This window comes from Burkholderia perseverans (assembly GCF_022870505.1).
Lineage (GTDB): Bacteria > Pseudomonadota > Gammaproteobacteria > Burkholderiales > Burkholderiaceae > Burkholderia > Burkholderia plantarii.
The window spans coordinates 3,612,779-3,631,328 of sequence record NZ_CP045094.1; the positions used below are offsets into that span (position 1 = coordinate 3,612,779).

The window sequence follows — 18,550 nt, forward strand, 5'->3', positions numbered from 1 at the left end:
CCGCCGCGCGAAGCCGCCCCGCGCTAGCCGCGACACTCCGGCGGTGCGAGCCGGCCCGCGAGCGTCGCCCCGTCCGTCGGCATCGGCCCCGAGCCCGGCGCCGGCAGCGACGAGGCCGTCTTGCCCGCCGCGAAACATTCCCAGGTGATCGAGCCGGCCTGCAGCGTGCCCTTCGCGAGCGCGACACGGGCGGTGGGCGCCTCGGCGTTGTCGGGTGCGGACGGCACCAACACCAGCGTGTTCGCGCCGGCCTGCGCGACGCGCGTGGTGTAGGCAATGCGGATCTGGCCGGTCTCGTCGTCGATCGCGATCGATTCGACGTTGCGCGTGGCGGGCGGCGAGCCGTAGCCGCTGCCGAGCGCCGCGCCGCTCGCCGCGTTCTCCGCCACCGCGAGCCGCGCCGACGAGGCGAGCGAGATGCCCTCGCCGACGCGGCTGCGGGCCAGATAGTCCTGATACGCGGGAATCGCATAGGCCGCGACCACGCCGACGATGGCCAGCACGATCATCAGCTCGATCAGCGTGAAGGCGCGGCGCCGTGGCCGGCACGAGCCGGCCGGCGCGCGGATGCGCGTGCCGCACAGGCGCCGCGAGAACTGCTGAAGAAGGGCAACGGACAAGGCTTCGAACATGACGGGCTCCGGAAACGAACGATGCCCGCCGATGACAGGACGGGCACGTCGATCGTAGCCAGCCCGCCAGACGCGGGGCAGTCGGCCGGATGGCCAGCGTCGCGAGCACGGCAAGGAAACGCCCGCCGCCCTCGCCCGCCGCGGGCCGCGTCACGCAAGGGCCGCGAAGCCGCGCCTCAATGCGTGCCGGCCGTCCGGCGCCGCTTCCACAGCATGCCGACCACCACCACCAGGATCGCCCCGGCGATGCTCGCGGCATAACCGGCGGCGGGCGCGTCGAGCTGCGGCCAGCGGTCGAGCGCCGGGTCGGCGATGATCAGCCCGCCCGCGATCCAGCCGAGCAGCGCCGCACCGAACATCACGATCACCGGGAAGCGGTCGAGCAGCTTCAGGACCAGCGTGCTACCCCAGACGATCACCGGAATGCTGACCACCAGCCCGAAGATCACGAGCGCGAGCCGATGGTGCGGATCGGCGCGCTCGGCGGCGCCCGCGATCGCGATCACGTTGTCGATGCTCATCACCGCGTCGGCCACGATGATGGTGCGCACCGCGGCCCACAGCCGGTCCGCGCCCTGGATGCCGTCGTGCGCGTCGTCGGCCGGCAGCAGCAGCTTCGCGCCGATCCAGAGCAGCAGCAGGCCGCCCGCGAGCTTCAGGAACGGGATGTCGAGCAGCAGCACCGCGAACGCGATCAGCACCACGCGCAGCACGATCGCCCCCACGGTGCCCCAGATCACGCCGCGCAGGCGCTGCGAGGCGGGCAGGTTGCGGCAGGCCAGCGCGATTACGACGGCGTTGTCGCCGCCGAGCAGCAGATCGATGACGACGATCTGCACGACGGCCGCCCAGTGAAGCGTGGCGAGAAATTCGATCATCGGCGGGAATGGGAAAAAGGAGGATGGGAAGGAAAGCGCGCGAACGGCTCGCGCGCGGCGCGGATGGCTCGTGCGGGCGGCAAGGCCTGCCGTGGCACGAAGCCGGATGCGATCGACGCGTGGCGCGAGCGCACCGCGGCCAAGGCCGCACATGACGGCCCAACGCGGCAGCCCGATACGGCGACCGGTCGTCATGATAAAACGCGGCGGCTGAATGCCACGTAATGCAACGGAACGCAACGACCTGGCTCAGCCGGCGCGCCCCGCGCCGCCACCTTTCAACATCATCCACGAAGCCTAACAAAAAAACGCCGGCGCGAGGCCGGCGTTTCGATACTGCTGGGCGAAGCCCTGACGGAAACTCAGATCGCTGCCTTCAGCAGACGGCCCATTTCCGACGGGTTGCGCGTGACCTTGATGCCGCACGCGTCCATGATTTCCAGCTTCGCTTCGGCCGTATCGGCACCGCCCGAGATCAGCGCGCCGGCGTGGCCCATGCGCTTGCCCGGGGGCGCCGTGACGCCGGCGATGAAGCCGACCACCGGCTTCTTCATGTTGCTCTTGATCCACTCGGCTGCCGTCGCTTCGTCCGGGCCGCCGATTTCGCCGATCATCACGACCGCGTCCGTGTCCGGATCGTCGTTGAACATCTGCATCACGTCGATGTGCTTGAGGCCGTTGATCGGATCGCCGCCGATACCGACCGCCGACGACTGGCCGAGGCCCAGTGCCGTCAGCTGCGCAACGGCTTCATACGTCAGCGTGCCCGAACGCGACACGACGCCGATGCGGCCCTTGCGGTGGATGTGACCCGGCATGATGCCGATCTTCAGCTCGTCCGGCGTGATCGTGCCCGGGCAGTTCGGCCCGAGCAGCAGCGTCTTGCGGCCTTCACGGCGCATGCGGTCCTTCACTTCGATCATGTCGCGGACGGGGATGCCTTCCGTGATGCAGATCGCGAGATCGAGATCGGCCTCGACGGCTTCCCAGATCGCCGCTGCCGCGCCAGCCGGCGGCACGTAGATGACCGACACGGTCGCGCCGGTTTCGGCCTTCGCTTCCTTGACGCTCGCGTAGATCGGAATGCCTTCGAAATCCTCGCCGGCCTTCTTCGGGTTCACGCCCGCGACGAATGCCTCGCGGCCGTTCGCGTATTCACGGCAAGCGCGCGTGTGGAACTGGCCCGTCTTGCCGGTGATGCCCTGCGTGATGACCTTGGTGTCTTTGTTGATCAGAATCGACATGTATTGACCTCTGTTCGATAGGCGTCGCGAGCGAGCGCGCCGCCATGCGTGTTCAATGCAACGATGCTTACTTGCCGGCAGCGGCGGCGACGACCTTCTGCGCCGCCTCTTCCATGCTGTCCGCCGAGATGATCGGCAGGCCGGATTCGGCGAGCATCTTCTTGCCCAGGTCTTCGTTGGTGCCCTTCATGCGCACGACGAGCGGCACGCCCAGGTTGACGGCCTTCGAGCCGGCGATCACGCCTTCGGCGATCACGTCGCAGCGCATGATGCCGCCGAAGATGTTCACCAGGATCGCCTTCAGGTCCGGGTTCTTCAGCATCAGCTTGAACGCTTCGGTAACCTTCTCGGTCGTCGCGCCACCGCCGACGTCGAGGAAGTTGGCCGGCTCGCCGCCGAACAGCTTGATCGTGTCCATGGTCGCCATCGCCAGGCCCGCGCCGTTCACCAGGCAGCCGATGTTGCCGTCGAGCGAGATGTAAGCCAGGTCGAACTTCGACGCTTCGATTTCAGCCGGATCTTCTTCGTCCAGATCGCGGTATGCGACGATTTCCGGATGACGGAACAGCGCGTTCGAGTCGAAGTTGAACTTCGCGTCGAGCGCGATCACCTTGCCGTCGCTGGAAACATTCAGCGGGTTGATTTCGGCCAGCGATGCGTCGGTTTCCCAGAATGCCTTGTACAGGCCTTGCAGGATCGCGCGTGCTTGCGGAATCGAGGCAGCCGGCACGCCGATCTTCGCGGCGAGATCGTCCGCCTGGGCATCGAGCAGGCCCGTCGACGGCTCGACGATGACCTTGTGGATCAGTTCCGGGTGCTTGTCGGCCACTTCCTCGATGTCCATGCCGCCTTCGCTCGAACCCATCAGAACGATCTTCTGCGTCACGCGATCGACGACCAGGCTGACATACAGTTCCTGCTTGATGTCGGCGCCTTCTTCAACCATCAGGCGGTTGACCTTCTGGCCTTCCGGACCGGTCTGGTGCGTGACGAGCTGCATGCCGAGGATCTGGGTCGCGTATTCACGGACCTGCTCGAGCGACTTGGCGACCTTCACGCCGCCGCCCTTGCCGCGGCCGCCCGCGTGGATCTGCGCCTTGACGACCCACACCGGGCCGCCCAGCTCTTCCGCCACCTTCAGCGCCTCGTCCACCGAGAACGCCGGCTTGCCGCGCGGGACCGCGACGCCGAACTTCCGCAGGATTTCCTTACCCTGGTACTCGTGAATCTTCATGCGTGATTCCTTCAGTCTGAGAGTTGGATGAAAAGTCGATTGAATGTCGCTTCTTTCTACTGATGTTTCCGATCATTCGTGCGCGTCGCCCGCGCGCAAACGCGCGTGGCGGCCCGCGCCGAGCCATGTCGGAGAGAACGGCCGGCCCGCCTCGCGTCGGCGCCACCCCGCGCAGCCGTGCCCGGCGCCGTCTGCCTGCCGTGCGGCGGCGGCCCGGGCACGCCGGGCGCGCACGAACGACACCCGCGCGGCCGACGAAGCGGTGCGCGATGCGACGGGAGAAAACGGGGGAAACGTGAATGCTGGAGGGTGAGCGACGAGGGCTCGGCAGGCGGGATGGGCGGCTTCGCGGCGACCGGAACGGAGTGCCCGGATGGACGACGCGGCGGCGTCGACGACATGGGATTCGCGATCGGAGCGGGTGCTGGGCCCGAGTTCATGGTTCGGCTGTCCACTCGGTCGCGTGCGTCGTGCCGATGGCGCCGCGCGATGCGGGCCGACCGGCGAAGCGACGACGCTGCCCCGCACGCCGCCGCGCTGGTCGGTTTCCGCCGCGGCCGCGCAATGGCGCGGCTGGCGTGACACGGGCTCGAATGACGGCATGCGAAAGGTTGAGGCCGAATAAGAAAACCGGCGGATTTTAGCATATCGAGTCTTTGTCGCGCCGCCACGGAATATCCGGTGTGACCCGCATTGGCAAAGCGAATGCGGTGCAGCATGACGGGTCGGATCCCAAGAGGTGAATGCGCGGAACGCGGCCCGGGCACCCGGGCCAAGATGGACCGGCTGCGGCGCGGCGGCGCCTAGCAATCGCCGAATTCGTCGTCGCCGACCTTCAGCAGCTTCACGATCGTCGCGCTGGAGAAGCCGCGCGAGGCGAGGAAACGCGCCTGCTTCGCGCGCTCGACCGGGGTGACCGGCAGGCTGCCGAACTTCTTGCGCCACACGGCCTGCGCGCGGCCGAACTCGGTTTCCCGCAACTGCTCGCCGACCGACTCGACGAGCGCGCCGTCCACCGCATGACGCTTCAGCTCGCCGAGAATGCGCGCCGTGCCGACCCGCGCCGCGCGGCGATGCACGAGGCTCTCGGTGAAGCGCGCATCGGACAGCCAGCCCTCGCGCTCGAGCGCATCGAGCAGCGCCTCGGGCTCGTCGCTCTCCTCGACGTGGGGCGCCAGCTTGCGCGCGAGTTCCGAGCGGCTGTACTCGCGGCGCGACAGGTAGCCGAGCGCGCGCCCTTTCAGCGAGCGCGCCGGGCGTGCGGGCGCGGCGCGGCGTGTGTCGCTGGCTTCGGGGGATTCGGTGGACGATGCGGCGCCGGTGCCCGATTGCGGCTCGCGGTCGTCGAACGGCCCCGGCGCGCGGCGCCGGTTGCCGGTGCCACTGCGTCGGCGGGGATGCTCGCTGGTGCGGGAGTATTGATCGCCGCTCGCGCTTTCAAACTGCGTGCGGCTGGTGGACGAACGTGGCGTGGCCGGCCTTGCTGCTTCGTCGCGGGCGGGACTCGTGGGCCCCGCCGCGCCGCGCATGGTGCGGGCGCGAATACCGTGCGCCACGTCGTGGGCGTCGAACGATTCGTCGTGATCGAAGGCGGCGGTGCCGGCATCGCTCGCCTCGCCCGAAGCGGCGTGCCGAAACGACACGAGGGCATCGTCCGATGCCCTCGTTGCGGAGCGGCCGGCGGGCCGCCCGTCGCGTGAAACAGGCGCCGCCGTGGATCGATCGTCCGGCCCGCCGTCAGCCACGCGGCCCTCGCGCGGCGACGTGGGCGGCGAACCGTCCGGGCGGCTCCGGCCTCGACGCATCACTCTTCTTCGCCCATCACCTCGTCGGCTTCGGAGCTGCCGCCGATCACGTCCTGCGGCATCGCCACCACGCCAAGCGATTCGCGGATGCGGTTCTCGATCTCGCGGGCGATGTCGGGATTCTCGCGCAGGAATTCACGCGCGTTGTCCTTGCCCTGGCCGATCTTCTCGCCGTTGTAGCTGTACCAGGCGCCGGCCTTGTCGACGATCTTGGCCTGCACGCCGAGATCGATGATTTCGCCCTGGCGCGAGATGCCCTCGCCGTAGAGGATGTCGAAGATCGACTCGCGGAACGGCGGCGAGACCTTGTTCTTGACGACCTTCACGCGCGTTTCGTTGCCGATCACCTCGTCGTTCTTCTTGATCGAGCCGATCCGGCGGATGTCGAGACGCACCGACGCATAGAACTTCAGCGCATTGCCGCCCGTGGTGGTTTCCGGGTTGCCGAACATCACGCCGATCTTCATGCGGATCTGGTTGATGAAGATGACGAGGCAGTTGGTGCGCTTGATCGTGCCGGTGAGCTTGCGCAGCGCCTGCGACATCAGGCGGGCCTGCAGACCCGGCAGCGAATCGCCCATCTCGCCTTCGATTTCCGCCTTCGGCACCAGCGCCGCGACCGAGTCGATCACGATCATGTCGACCGAGCCCGAACGCACCAGCGCGTCGGTGATTTCGAGCGCCTGCTCGCCCGTGTCCGGCTGCGAGATCAGCAGCTCCGGCACGTTGACGCCGAGCTTCGCGGCGTACTGCACGTCGAGCGCGTGTTCCGCGTCGATGAACGCCGCCGTGCCGCCGAGCTTCTGCATTTCGGCGATCACCTGCAGCGTGAGGGTGGTTTTACCCGACGATTCCGGACCGTAGATCTCGACCACGCGGCCGCGCGGCAGGCCGCCGACGCCGAGCGCGATGTCGAGACCGAGCGAACCGGTGGAGACCACCTGGATGTCTTCCTTGGCCTCGGCGTCACCGAGCTTCATGATCGAGCCCTTGCCGAACTGCTTCTCGATCTGCGCAAGCGCGGCGGCCAGCGCCTTGCTCTTTTCCGCGGTCATCCCGGCGCCTTTCTTGCTATCTTCCATGAATCGTCCTTTGCTATGATGAGCAGCGTCTGATTGGGGCGCACCGGGCAGACAAGCCGTTAGGTGCACGAATGCAGACACTGTATAAAAAAACAGTGGTTTGTGCAAGCCCGATTTGCGGGTTTCGCACGTCCGATCCACTCCGGAGACACCGCGCCCGCGCCACCTCGCCGTGCCGCCGGCCCACGGCCACGCACCATGCGAATCCTGATTGCCGAAGATGACAGCATACTCGCGGACGGCTTGACCCGATCACTCCGCCAGTCGGGCTATGCCGTTGATCACGTGTCCAGCGGCGTCGACGCCGACACCGCGCTGTCGATGCAGACTTTCGATCTGCTGATCCTCGACCTCGGCCTGCCGAAGATGCCCGGCCTCGACGTGCTGCGGCGCCTGCGCGCGCGCAATTCGGTGCTGCCGGTGCTGATCCTGACCGCCGCCGACAGCGTCGACGAACGCGTGAAGGGGCTCGATCTCGGCGCCGACGACTACATGGCCAAGCCGTTCGCGCTCAATGAACTGGAAGCGCGCGTGCGCGCGCTGACGCGGCGCGGTGCCGGCGGCGGCCCGACCGTGATCCGCCACGGTTCGCTGAGCTTCGACCAGGTCGGCCGGCTGGCCTATGCCAACGAGCGCGTGCTCGAACTGTCCGCGCGCGAACTCGGGCTGCTGGAAGTGCTGCTGCAGCGCGTCGGCCGGCTCGTGTCCAAGGAACAGCTGGTCGATCATCTCTGCGAATGGGGCGAGGAAGTCAGCAACAACGCGATCGAGGTCTACGTCCACCGGCTGCGCAAGAAGATCGAGCCGAGCGGCGCGCGCATCGCGACCGTGCGAGGGCTCGGCTACTGCCTCGAAAAAGCCGCGCCGGCCGTCGATCCCGCCCCGGCCGCCGCTTCGGCCGACCCCGCCGCGACGCCGTCGCTGCGCTGACGGGCGCCGCGCCGCGCGCGCCACGCCATGGCCACCCCGTTCCGTTCCTCGCGCGCCGCGCGGCGCCCCGCCGATCTGCGCGACGCCGAACGCGACGCGCGCTACGAAGATCCGTTCGCACCGCCCGAGGACGCCGATGCCGGCGACGCCGCGCGCCCGCGCTCGCTGTTCGGCGAGATCCTCGACTGGATGCTCGCGCCGCTGCTGCTGCTCTGGCCGATGAGCATCGCCGTCACCTATCTGGTGGCCAAGACGATCGCCAACGGCCCGTTCGACCGCGCGCTCGAGACCAACGCCTACGTGCTCGCGCGCCAGATCACGCCTGTCAACGGCGTGGCCGAGCTGGTGCTGCCGCGCGCCACGCTCGACCTGCTGCGCGCCGACAACGTCGACAGCGTCTATTTCCAGGTGCTCGGCGCGCGCGGCGAGCTGGTGGCCGGCGAAGCCGACCTGCCGCTGCCGCGCGACGACGACCGCCCGCCGCCCGGCGTCGTGGTGTTCCGCGACGACCTGCTGCGCGGCAACGACATCCGCGTGGCCTACACCACCGTCGCGCTGCCCGGCGTGCGCGGCGCGCAGCCCGTGCTGGTGCAGGTGGGCGAGACGCTCGACAAGCGCAACGCCCTCGCCAACGACATCATCAAGGGCGTGATCCTGCCGCAGTTCGTGATCCTGCCGCTCGCCATCGTGCTGGTGTGGTTCGGGCTCTCGCGCGGGCTCGCGCCGCTCACCTCGCTGCAGGCGCAGATCCGCGAGCGCCGCCCCGACGATCTCTCGCCTGTCGACGCGCAGCGCGCGCCGCCCGAGATCGAGCCGCTCGTCACCTCGTTCAACGACCTGCTCGCACGCCTCGAACAGAACATCGCGCTGCAGAAGCGCTTCATCGCCGACGCCGCGCACCAGATGAAGACGCCGCTCGCCGGCCTGCGCACCCAGGCCGAATTCGCGCTGCGGCACGACGTGTCCGCCGAGGTGGCGCGCTCGCTCGAACAGATCGCGACCAGCTCGGGCCAGGCCGCGCGGCTCGTCACGCAGTTGCTCGCGCTCGCGCGCGCCGAGAACCGCGCGAGCGGCCTGACCTTCGAGCCCGTCGATCCGGCCGCGCTCGCGCGCGTGACCGTGCGCGACTGGATGCAGGCCGCGTTCGCCCGGCGCATGGATCTCGGCTACGAGGGGCCGGATGCCGACGGCGAGCCGGCCGGCACCGTGCCGCTCGCGATCGACGGCAATCCGGTGATGCTGCGCGAGATGCTCGGCAACCTGATCGACAACGCGATCCGCTACACGCCCGAGGGCGGCCGGATCACCGTGCGCGTGCGCGCCGAACCCGACGGCGACGCCGCGCCGGCCCGCATCCATCTCGAGGTGGAAGACACCGGCCCCGGCATTCCGGCGCACGAGCGCGGCCGCGTGCTCGAACGCTTCTACCGGATCCTCGGCCGCGACGGCGACGGCAGCGGGCTGGGGCTCGCGATCGTGCGCGAGATCGTGGCCCAGCACGGCGGCACGCTGACGATCGAGGACCATGTCTACCAGGCGTCGCCGCCTCTCGCGGGCACGCTCGTGCGCGTCAGCTTTGCGCCGCGCGGGGCGGCCCGGGAATAACCCTGAGCCGCCGCCCGGCGCCTCCATGCACGGGCCGGCATTTTCGATAACAAAATGAAAATGCGCGACGTTGGCATCAGGTTATCGCCAATTTTCCGGATTTTATTTCGCTCGCCACTGAATCCTCCCGACAAACCCTGATCGCCGCATCAGTCAGTGGGCCGTAAGTTTGCCCGCCAATAATCGACGCGAGTTCGTCAGGATGGCGAACCGACATATCGATATCAAAAGACTGGAGACGACTCATGGCGACAGTAGGCGGGCACATCGCGCATTCGCCGATGACGAGTGACGAGAAGCGGGTGATCTTCGCGTCGTCGCTCGGCACCGTGTTCGAGTGGTACGACTTTTATCTGGCCGGCTCGCTCGCGGCCTACATCAGCAAGAGCTTCTTTTCCGGCGTCAATCCGACCGCCGCGTTCATCTTCACGCTGCTCGGGTTCGCCGCCGGCTTCGCGGTGCGCCCGTTCGGCGCGATCGTGTTCGGCCGGCTCGGCGACATGGTCGGGCGCAAGTACACGTTCCTGATGACGATCGTGATCATGGGCCTGTCGACGTTCGTGGTGGGCTTCCTGCCCGGCTACGCGTCGATCGGCATCGCCGCGCCGGTGATCTTCATCGTGATGCGGCTGCTGCAGGGCCTCGCGCTCGGCGGCGAGTACGGCGGCGCCGCCACCTACGTGGCCGAGCACGCGCCGGCGAACCGGCGCGGCTTCTACACCGCCTGGATCCAGACCACCGCCACGCTCGGGCTGTTCCTGTCGCTGCTGGTGATCCTCGGCGTGCGCCTGACGCTCGGCGAGGATACGTTCGCCGCGTGGGCCTGGCGCATCCCGTTCGTCGCGTCGATCCTGCTGCTCGCCGTGTCGGTCTGGATTCGCCTGCAGCTCGACGAATCGCCGGTGTTCCTGCGCATCAAGGCCGAGGGCAAGACCTCGAAGGCACCGCTGACCGAGGCGTTCGGCCAGTGGAAGAACCTCAAGATCGTGATCCTCGCGCTGGTCGGGCTGACCGCCGGGCAGGCCGTGGTCTGGTACACGGGCCAGTTCTACACGCTGTTCTTCCTGACCCAGACGCTGAAGGTGGACGGCACCAGCGCGAACATCCTGATCGCCGTGGCGCTCCTGATCGGTACGCCGTTCTTCCTGTTCTTCGGCTCGCTGTCGGACCGCATCGGCCGCAAGCCGATCATCCTGGCCGGCTGCCTGATCGCCGCGCTGGCCTACTTCCCGCTGTTCAAGGCGCTCACGCACTACACGAACCCGGCGCTGGAGGCCGCGACGCAGAAGGCGCCGATCAGCGTGATCGCGAACCCGGACGAATGCTCGTTCCAGTTCAACCCGGTGGGCACGGCGAAGTTCACGAACTCGTGCGATGTGGCGAAGGCCGCGCTGTCGAAGGCCGGGCTCAACTACGAGAACGTGGCCGCGCCGGCCGGCACGCTCGCGCAGATCAAGGTGGGCGAGACGGTGATCGACACCTATGACGGCAAGGGCGCCGACGCCAAGCTGAAGGCCGCCGCGTTCGACAAGACGCTGGCCGCGACGCTGAAGGGCGCCGGCTACCCGGCGAAGGCCGACCCGTCCCAGATCAACTGGCCAATGGCGATCGTGGTGCTGACGATCCTCGTGATCTTCGTGACGATGGTGTACGGGCCGATCGCGGCGATGCTGGTGGAGATGTTCCCGACGCGGATCCGCTACACGTCGATGTCGCTGCCGTATCACATCGGCAACGGCTGGTTCGGCGGCTTCCTGCCGGCCACGGCGTTCGCGATCGTGGCGGCCAAGGGCAACATCTACTCGGGGCTCTGGTATCCGATCACGATCGCGCTCGTGACGTTCGTGATCGGGCTGCTGTTCGTGAAGGAGACGAAGGGGTCGAACATCTACGCGCAGGATTGAGGCGGTGCGGCGGGGGCGGGAGGCGGCCGTCGCCCTTGCCGTGGCGCGTAGGCGAAAAAGTTCGAGGAAGGTGTTGACACCCCCTCGATCCTTCTTCATAATCCGTCTTCTGTTGGCGAATTAGCTCAGTCGGTTAGAGCGACGGAATCATAATCCGCAGGTCCGGGGTTCGAGTCCCTGATTCGCCACCATATTCAAAGCCCGATACAATGAAAGTTGTATCGGGCTTTTCTCTTTGGCGCGATCCCCTCACGGCAACCCGCCGCTTCCACCGCCCCCCTCCCCCCCCTGTTCCCGATCACCGTCACGGGCAATTTCGTCTCCATTGATCCGATGAAATCAACAGGCGATTAACTGGGAAAATCTCGATTATTTTCACGACATTGCACCGACATCCGCAATGTCGCGCCGCACCCACAATCCCCCTGCATATCAAAAACAAAACGACCGATAAAACACTTATAGCCAAACATTTAAAATATTCATCGACCCAATTTATTGCATTGCATATTAAAAACTAATCCTTGAAAATCACCCCACGCCTTCCTAGCATTCATCTGCCGCCGGATGGCTGGACGGCGCACCGACAACCGGCCCGCCACCCCGCCCACCTCTTGCTCGCACCGGCATAAGCAAGCCCGCTTCAAATAACACGCAGACGTTGCTTTTCAAACGCATTTCATTTTCTCGGAGAGGAAAATGACGCAAGAAAAAAACTCACGTTTCGGGGTGGTGCCGTATGAAGGTCCGGTTTATCAGGCCGCCCGGATTCAACCCGATGACGCGGTTCTCGGCCTGGACGTCCACATCACGGCTCGAGGCGCCAACCGGTCCACCGGCTTCCACGTGTTCCTCCGGATCGATCCGGCGCAGATCGCGCCGCCGGAACTGGACTTCGTCAATCTTCCGCCGACCGGCATCGTGGCCCAGGTCATCGTGCCGCTCTCCGTCAGCACCACGCTCAAATATCCGCTGAACGTGGAATTCGTAACGATCCACGATGCGCGCGGCTCCCACCGGGTGCCGATTGAACGGATCCTGGCCGCCAACGCGGCCTGATCCCGACGCGGCGCGGCGCGGCGCGGCGCGGCGCGGCGTGCAGCGATCGTGCTGCACGCCGCCGACGGCAGCGGATTTCCCGAGGGGCGGCACCGCGTCATCGCCCGAACAGCCAGCCATGACGCCGCCACCGCCCCGAGCTAACGCCCCGCCCCCGCCCCCGCATCGCGCTGACAAATCACCCCATACCAACCGAGCCCGCGATACGTCTCATACCCCGGCGTCGCCGCGAACGACACCGTCGTCCGGTTCGCCGCATCGCGATAAAACCCGGCCGTCCGCCCGTCGGCGCGCAGCCGGAAGCTCTCCTGCAGCACGCCCCGCCCGTCCGAACTGGCGATCACGCGTCCCGCCGCGTCGACGATCAGGCAGCGCGTGCGCGTCCATTCTTCCTCGCTGAGCCGCACGCCCTTGACCACGGCGGCGGCCTGCGGCGCCCAGTCGAAGAAAATCACGAGCACGCCGAGCACGCGCCCGTTCGCCTCCCCACCCTCGCGGATCGCGGTGGCGTAGGTGGCGACCTGCGCGTTCCGGAGCAGCGGCTGGGTCTCGACGTCGAACGCCACGTAGTCGGCGCCGCTCGCGGTGCGCAGCGCGGCGTCGAACCAGCCCGCCTTGCCGACATGCTGCCCGGCCACCGGGTAGGTCGCGCCACGCCCGCTCGCCACCACCACGCCCTCGGCATCGACCACCCACAGATCCTTGTAGACGGTGTAGCTGTCGAGGATCACCGACAGCCGCTCGCCGGCATGCCGGCTCAGTTCGTCGCTGTCGTAGGTCACGCAGTCGACCAGCGCGGAATCGGTGGCCCACCAGCGCACGTCGCAGGAGCGTTCGTAGAGGTTGCGATCGACGATGTCGATCATGTTCAGCGCGAGGTCGGCGCAGCGCTGGCCGTCGAGCACGTGCATGCGGTCGATCATGCTGTCGCCGAGCTCGGTGAGCCGCGTGAGCGAGCCCGCCAGTTCCTTGTTGAGGATCTCGGTGATCTCGCCGATGCGCGTGGACACCTGCTTGACCTGATTCGCGACGACGGCGAAGCCCTTGCCCGCTTCGCCGGCTCGCGCGGCCTCGATCAGCGCGTTCAGCGCCAGGAACGTCGTCTCCCGATTGATGTCGTTGATGTCGCCGATCTTGCCGGTGGCGAGCTTTCTGACTGCATGCGTCAAATCGACGATTTCGCGTGGATTGGCCATGTCTATTCCCCGTGGTGTCCGATGGGCGGGAGCGTGCTGCCGTCGTATCAGAGCAAACAACAGACCAATTTACGCAAACCACGCGCGCGAAAATCTGGCAGCGCCACCGCGCACGTGACTATTCGGTTGTATTCACAAGGGATTTTCATGCGGCCGCAACGTTGTACGAGGCCGCATGCCAAGGCAGGACCGCCATGACCGACCGCGCAGCCGCAGCAGGCCAGCCTCGTGCATGGTGCATGCGCGCACCACGCGCGTGCCGCTCATCAAGGCGTGCGCATCATCGCGTGGCATCGATTTCGCAGGGTCGCGCCGCAGCGCATGCGGTGGAATCGACGATATCAGGACGAATCGATGAACCCGTCGAACCGTCCCGCGAGGCGCGCCTGGATCAGATCGCCGCGAGCCGTCGGCCGCCTTCGCGCAGCGTGTCGTCGTCCTTGCAGAAGCTCAGGCGCAGGATGCCGGTATCGCGCCGGTCCTGATAGAAGCTCGCGAGCGGAATGGTGCCGACGCCGTACTTTTCGAGTATCTCGATCACGAACGCGTCGTCGCGCAGCCCCGAGAAGTGATCGAAGCGCGCGAGCATGAAGAAGCCGCCGGCGCTCGGCATCACCGCGAGTCGCGAGCCGGCCATCGACTCGACCAGCAGGTCGCGCTTGCGCTGGTAGAACGCGGCGAGCCCGAGGTAGCTTTGCGGCTCGGCCAGCGCCTCGGCGAGCGCGGCCTGCAGCGGCGCGGGCGCGGAGAACACCACGTACTGATGCACCTTGCGGATCTCGGTGGTCAGCTCGGCCGGCGCGAGGCAGTAGCCGACGCGCCAGCCGGTGGCGTGATAGGTCTTGCCGAGCGACAGCGCGATCACGCTGCGTTCGGCCAGCTCGGGATCGCGCGCGAGGCTCAGGTGCTCGCGTCCGTCGTAGACCATGTGCTCGTACACCTCGTCGGACAGGATCACGATGTCGGTGTCGCGCGTGAGCGCGGCGAGGCGCGCGAGATCGTCGGCGTCGAGCAGCGCGCCGGTAGGGTTGTGCGGCGTGTTGACGATGATCATCCGCGTGCGCGGCGTGATCGCGGCGGTCACCTCGTCCCAGTCGATACGCAGCGTGTCGAGGCAGATGCCGAGTGCCACGGGCGTGGCGCCCTGCAGCCGGATCGACGGCTCGTACACCTCGAACGCGGGCTCGAAGAAGATCACCTCGTCGCCGGCATGCACGAGCGCCGCGATCGCGGCGTAGATCGCCTCGCTCGCGCCGGCGGTCACGGTGATCTCGCTGTCGGGCCGGTAGCGCGCGCCGTGCAGGCACTCGGTCTTCTCGGCGAGGATCGCCTTGAGCGGCGCGTAGCCGGCCATCGGCGCGTACTGGTTCAGGCCCGCGCGCATCGCCCGCTCGGCGCCGGCGATCAGCGCCGGATCGGCCGAGAACGACGGCGCGCCCTGCCACAGGTTCACGGCATCGTGACGCGCGGCCAGCTCCGCGATGCGGGAGAAGACGGAAATGCCGCTTTGGGGCAGCTTGGTCTCGATCCGGCACGAATTGCGCATTCGGTGAACTCCTCGGTCTGGGCGGCGGTCTGGTCGGCGGGCGACAAGGTTGGCATATCGCCGGACGCCGCGCAACGCGGCCGGCACGGGGCGGGCCGGGGCGCGGGCTTCGCGCCGGCCGGTCCGGCGCCCTCGCATGGCCCGGCCCGCTCGCGCATGTCCCGGTCGTTTTCACCGAATTTGGACCTTACAGCGGGCCATCGATCACGTTAGGCTTTCCCGTCATGCGCCGCCCGCGAGGCGGCACCGTCGAAGCCATCGAATCCATCGAAGAACCTGGGAGCCCATGTCATGAGTGAAAAACTGTTCGTTGCCGGCGCGACCGGCGTGATCGGCCGCGTGCTGGTGCCGCTGCTGGTCGAAGCCGGTTATCAGGTCTACGGCGCGACGCGCCATGCCGAGCGCGCGGCGCTGCTCACGCGCCTGGGCGCCGAGCCGGTGGTGGTCGACGTGTTCGACGCCGAGCGGCTCACGAGCGAGCTGCGCCGCATCGCGCCGGCCGCGGTGATCCACCAGCTGACCGACCTGCCGGCCGGCCTCGACCCGTCGCAGATGGCGCAGGCGATCGTCAACAACGCGCGGATTCGCGGCGAAGGCACGCGCAACCTCGTGCAGGCGGCGCTGGCCGCGGGCTGCCAGCGCCTGATCGCGCAGAGCATCGCCTGGGCGTTCGCGTCGCTGGGCGAGAAGCCGTATGGCGAGGCGCAGCCGCTCGACCTGGAGGCCGAAGGCACCCGCAAGATTTCGGTGGGCGGGGTGGCCGCGCTCGAACAGGCGGTGCTGCACACGCCGGGGCTGCAAGGCACGGCGCTGCGCTATGGCCGCCTCTACGGCCCCGAGACGGGCGCCGACACGCCGCCGGCTGCGCCGGCGCTGCATGTGAACGAGGCGGCGCGCGCGGCGCTGCTGGTGCTGCAGAAGAAGGCCACCGGCGTGTTCAACATCGTCGACGACAACGGCGAGGTGTCGAACGAGAAGGCCCGCCGTGAACTGGGCTGGGTGCCGGGCGAGGCACACGCGCAGGTCTGAGCGCCCGTGAGCGGCCGCGCCGGAAGCGGCGCTCAGGCTCGACACGCTGGCACGAGGCAAACCGAGGCCGAACCGAATCCCGGCGCATTCGCGCTCGATCCGATGCCGCCGGATCGCGGCCGATGAGCGCCGGCGGGACGCCGTCAAACCGAAGCGGTGCCGGCCAACCGAGACCCGCCCGGCCGAAAACCCGGTCAGCCGGCCACTCGGCTGACCGAAAACGCCGCCGCAGCGGGCAGCCCGCGCCGGCCCGGCTCGTCGTCAAGCCGCAGCGTCGCGCGATGCGCGCGCAATCTCGCGCACGATCGCGAGCCCGACCCGGCTGCCGGGCAGCGCCGAACCACGAGAGCACGACTCTCACGCTCATCCGACCGGAAACACCGCCGTCACCAGCAACCCGCGCCCATCCGCCCCGTCTTCAAGCCGCAGCGTCGCCCGATGCGCGCGCGCGATCTCGCGCACGATCGCGAGCCCGAGCCCGCTGCCGGGCAGCGCGGAAGCCCGAAAGAACGGCTCGAACACCTTCTCGCGCAGACTGGCGGCAATCCCCGCCCCCTCGTCGCCAACGGCGAGCCGCACCGCCTCGGGCGCGGCTTCGAGCGAGACGGTGACGGTGCCGCCCTCGGGCGAATAACGAATCGCGTTGTCGACCAGATTGAACACCAGCACCGCCAGCAGTTGCTCGTTGCCGTTCACGAACGCGGCCGGCGCGTCGAGCCGCGCGACCAGTTCCACGCGGCGCCGCTGCGCGAGCAGTGCGAGCTGCTCGATCGTGCCGGTCGCGACCTCGCGCAGGTCCACCTTCACGCCCGCGTATTGCGCGTAGTCGGCCGCCTCGGCCTGCGCGAGCGTGAGCAGCTGGTTGGTCAGCGCGACCAGCGAGCGGTTGCTGCGGTCCATCGCCTTCAGCGTGTCCTGCACCTGCTCGGGATCGTGCTGGCGGCGCGCGAACTGCAGCTGCGTGCCGAGCAGCGTGAGCGGCGTGCGCAGCTGGTGCGCGGCGTCGGCGATGAAGCGCCGCTGCATCGCGGTCTGCTTCTCGATGATCTCGAGGCACTGGTTGAACGCGCTCACGATCGGCCGCAGCTCGCTGCGCAGCGGCTCCACCTTGACGCGCACCGACGAGGTCAGCACGCGCTCGGGCATGCGCCGCGCGAGCCGCGCGAGCGGCCGCAGCTCGAGCGTGAGCCCGACGCAGACCAGCACCACGGCGATCGTCAGGATCGCGGAGAAATAGAACATCTGCGGGCGCCACAGCGCGTGGACCAGCGCATCGCGCTGCCGCAGCGTGCGGCCCACCGAGATCACCACGCGGCGCGTCACGCCCGCGTCGTACATCGGCCGGATCACCGACACGGCGCGCACCGGCTCGCCGTTCATCACGGCGTCGTACCATTTCGGCGAGACGTCGGGCACCACCTGCGGAAAGTCGGAGGTGCCGGCGATCATCGGCCCGCCGATCTCCTGCACGCGGAAGAACACCTGATCCTCGCGCGGCGTGCTGAGGATCTCGATCGCGCTCGGCGAGACGGCCGCGCTCAGGTCCTTGCCGTCCCAGCCGACATTGCCGGCCATCACGCGCGCGGCCGACAGCAGCACCTCGTCCTGCAGCAGGTTGGCGGTATGCCACGCGTTGCTGCGCGTGATCAGGCCGGCGGCGACGATGAACACCGTCATCGGCAGCGCGAGCCAGATCAGCAGCCGCACGCGCAGGCTATTCATCGGCGGCGCCGTCTTCCAGCAGGTAGCCGAGCCCGCGCAGCGTGATGATGGTGGCGCTGCTCGCCTCGAGCTTCCTGCGCAGCCGCGACACGTAGATCTCGATCGCGTCCTCGCTGGTGGGCGCGTCGGCGGCGCTGACCGATTCGGCCAGCGTGGCCTTCGACACCGTCTTCCGCGCGCGCAGCATCAGCGCCTCGAGCACGGCGTGCTCGCGCGGCGTGAGCACGAGCGGCGCGTCGTCGATCGCGAACTGCAGGCGGTCCATGTCGTAGACGAGGTTGCCGCAGCGGATCCGGTTCGAGCGCGACGGCGCCTGGCGCCGCGCCAGCACCTTGATGCGCGCCACCAGCTCGCGCGCGTCGAACGGCTTGACGATGTAGTCGTCGGCGCCGGCGCCGAGGCAGACCACCTTCTCGTCCACCGCGCCGGTGGCGGTCAGGATCAGCACCGGGGTGGCGTCGCCGCGCTCGCGCATGCGGCGCAGCACGGTCTTGCCCGAGATCCCGGGCAGGTTCAGGTCGAGCAGCACCACGTCGTAGGTCGACGCGCGCAGCGCATCCTCGGCGGCCTCGCCGGCGCCGACGCGATCGAGCATGAAGCCGTCGTGCGTCAGCGTCATCGCCAGCCAGTGCGCCAGCTCCTCATTGTCCTCGACGAGCAGCAGCCTCACGCGCCCTCCCGCAA

16 protein-coding genes and 1 tRNA gene are annotated in these 18,550 nt (G+C 68.2%); 7 read left to right on the forward strand and 10 right to left on the reverse strand.

Going from position 1 to position 18,550, the window contains the following annotated elements:
• Positions 1-23: 23 nt before the first annotated feature.
• The 4 genes from BpN12_RS30655 to sucC all read right to left on the reverse strand — a co-directional run bounded on the left by BpN12_RS30655 (position 24) and on the right by sucC (position 3,988).
• Positions 24-632, reverse strand: a complete 609-nt coding sequence (locus BpN12_RS30655) for a pilin (RefSeq protein WP_280529148.1) — start codon at positions 630-632, stop codon at positions 24-26.
• Positions 633-808: 176 nt separating this feature from the next.
• Positions 809-1,510 (reverse strand): TerC family protein, encoded by a 702-nt coding sequence (locus BpN12_RS30660; RefSeq protein ID WP_246795876.1) that lies wholly within the window; start codon positions 1,508-1,510, stop codon positions 809-811.
• Positions 1,511-1,872: 362 nt separating this feature from the next.
• Complete coding sequence (gene sucD, locus BpN12_RS30665) at positions 1,873-2,754, reverse strand: succinate--CoA ligase subunit alpha (RefSeq protein WP_246795877.1); 882 nt, start codon at positions 2,752-2,754, stop codon at positions 1,873-1,875.
• 67 nt (positions 2,755-2,821) lie between these two features.
• A complete protein-coding gene (sucC, locus tag BpN12_RS30670; RefSeq protein ID WP_246795878.1) occupies positions 2,822-3,988 on the reverse strand; it encodes an ADP-forming succinate--CoA ligase subunit beta in 1,167 nt (388 codons plus the stop codon).
• A 373-nt stretch (positions 3,989-4,361) separates the two neighbouring features.
• Here sucC and BpN12_RS30675 point away from each other — a divergent pair, with 373 nt between their 5' ends.
• Positions 4,362-4,613 (forward strand): hypothetical protein, encoded by a 252-nt coding sequence (locus tag BpN12_RS30675; RefSeq protein ID WP_246795879.1) that lies wholly within the window; start codon positions 4,362-4,364, stop codon positions 4,611-4,613.
• A 178-nt stretch (positions 4,614-4,791) separates the two neighbouring features.
• Here the strand turns inward: BpN12_RS30675 and recX are convergent, their stop codons facing one another.
• Both recX and recA read right to left on the reverse strand, forming a co-directional pair.
• Positions 4,792-5,793 carry a recombination regulator RecX gene (recX, locus tag BpN12_RS30680; protein ID WP_246795880.1) on the reverse strand — a complete coding sequence of 334 codons (1,002 nt, stop codon included), beginning with the start codon at positions 5,791-5,793 and terminating at the stop codon, positions 4,792-4,794.
• Positions 5,793-6,875: a recombinase RecA gene (gene recA / locus BpN12_RS30685; RefSeq protein WP_280529149.1), complete on the reverse strand. Its 1,083-nt coding sequence runs from the start codon at positions 6,873-6,875 to the stop codon at positions 5,793-5,795. Before recA ends, recX begins: the two co-directional genes overlap by 1 nt.
• Before the next feature lie 198 nt (positions 6,876-7,073).
• Here recA and BpN12_RS30690 point away from each other — a divergent pair, with 198 nt between their 5' ends.
• The 5 genes from BpN12_RS30690 (at position 7,074) to BpN12_RS30710 (ending at position 12,373) form a co-directional block, all read left to right on the forward strand.
• Positions 7,074-7,805, forward strand: a complete 732-nt coding sequence (locus BpN12_RS30690) for a response regulator transcription factor (protein WP_246795881.1) — start codon at positions 7,074-7,076, stop codon at positions 7,803-7,805.
• 27 nt (positions 7,806-7,832) lie between these two features.
• Complete coding sequence (locus BpN12_RS30695) at positions 7,833-9,410, forward strand: sensor histidine kinase (RefSeq protein ID WP_246795882.1); 1,578 nt, start codon at positions 7,833-7,835, stop codon at positions 9,408-9,410.
• Positions 9,411-9,655: 245 nt separating this feature from the next.
• Positions 9,656-11,314 carry an MFS transporter gene (locus tag BpN12_RS30700; RefSeq protein WP_246795883.1) on the forward strand — a complete coding sequence of 553 codons (1,659 nt, stop codon included), beginning with the start codon at positions 9,656-9,658 and terminating at the stop codon, positions 11,312-11,314.
• 114 nt (positions 11,315-11,428) lie between these two features.
• Positions 11,429-11,505: transfer RNA gene (locus BpN12_RS30705), tRNA-Met, on the forward strand.
• A 508-nt stretch (positions 11,506-12,013) separates the two neighbouring features.
• Positions 12,014-12,373 (forward strand): LBP/BPI/CETP family protein, encoded by a 360-nt coding sequence (locus BpN12_RS30710; protein WP_246795884.1) that lies wholly within the window; start codon positions 12,014-12,016, stop codon positions 12,371-12,373.
• A gap of 140 nt (positions 12,374-12,513) precedes the next feature.
• Here the strand turns inward: BpN12_RS30710 and BpN12_RS33350 are convergent, their stop codons facing one another.
• Both BpN12_RS33350 and BpN12_RS30720 read right to left on the reverse strand, forming a co-directional pair.
• Positions 12,514-13,569 (reverse strand): methyl-accepting chemotaxis protein, encoded by a 1,056-nt coding sequence (locus tag BpN12_RS33350; RefSeq protein ID WP_280529150.1) that lies wholly within the window; start codon positions 13,567-13,569, stop codon positions 12,514-12,516.
• A gap of 391 nt (positions 13,570-13,960) precedes the next feature.
• A complete protein-coding gene (locus BpN12_RS30720; RefSeq protein WP_246795885.1) occupies positions 13,961-15,115 on the reverse strand; it encodes a methionine aminotransferase in 1,155 nt (384 codons plus the stop codon).
• A gap of 291 nt (positions 15,116-15,406) precedes the next feature.
• Here BpN12_RS30720 and BpN12_RS30725 point away from each other — a divergent pair, with 291 nt between their 5' ends.
• Positions 15,407-16,144 (forward strand): NAD-dependent epimerase/dehydratase family protein, encoded by a 738-nt coding sequence (locus BpN12_RS30725; protein ID WP_246795886.1) that lies wholly within the window; start codon positions 15,407-15,409, stop codon positions 16,142-16,144.
• A 363-nt stretch (positions 16,145-16,507) separates the two neighbouring features.
• Here BpN12_RS30725 and BpN12_RS30730 read toward each other — a convergent pair whose 3' ends face one another.
• Positions 16,508-17,866 carry a sensor histidine kinase gene (locus BpN12_RS30730; RefSeq protein WP_246795887.1) on the reverse strand — a complete coding sequence of 453 codons (1,359 nt, stop codon included), beginning with the start codon at positions 17,864-17,866 and terminating at the stop codon, positions 16,508-16,510.
• Entirely contained in the window at positions 17,859-18,536 is a 678-nt protein-coding gene (locus BpN12_RS30735) for a response regulator (protein WP_246795888.1), read from the reverse strand. Before BpN12_RS30735 ends, BpN12_RS30730 begins: the two co-directional genes overlap by 8 nt.
• Positions 18,537-18,550 lie beyond the last annotated feature (14 nt).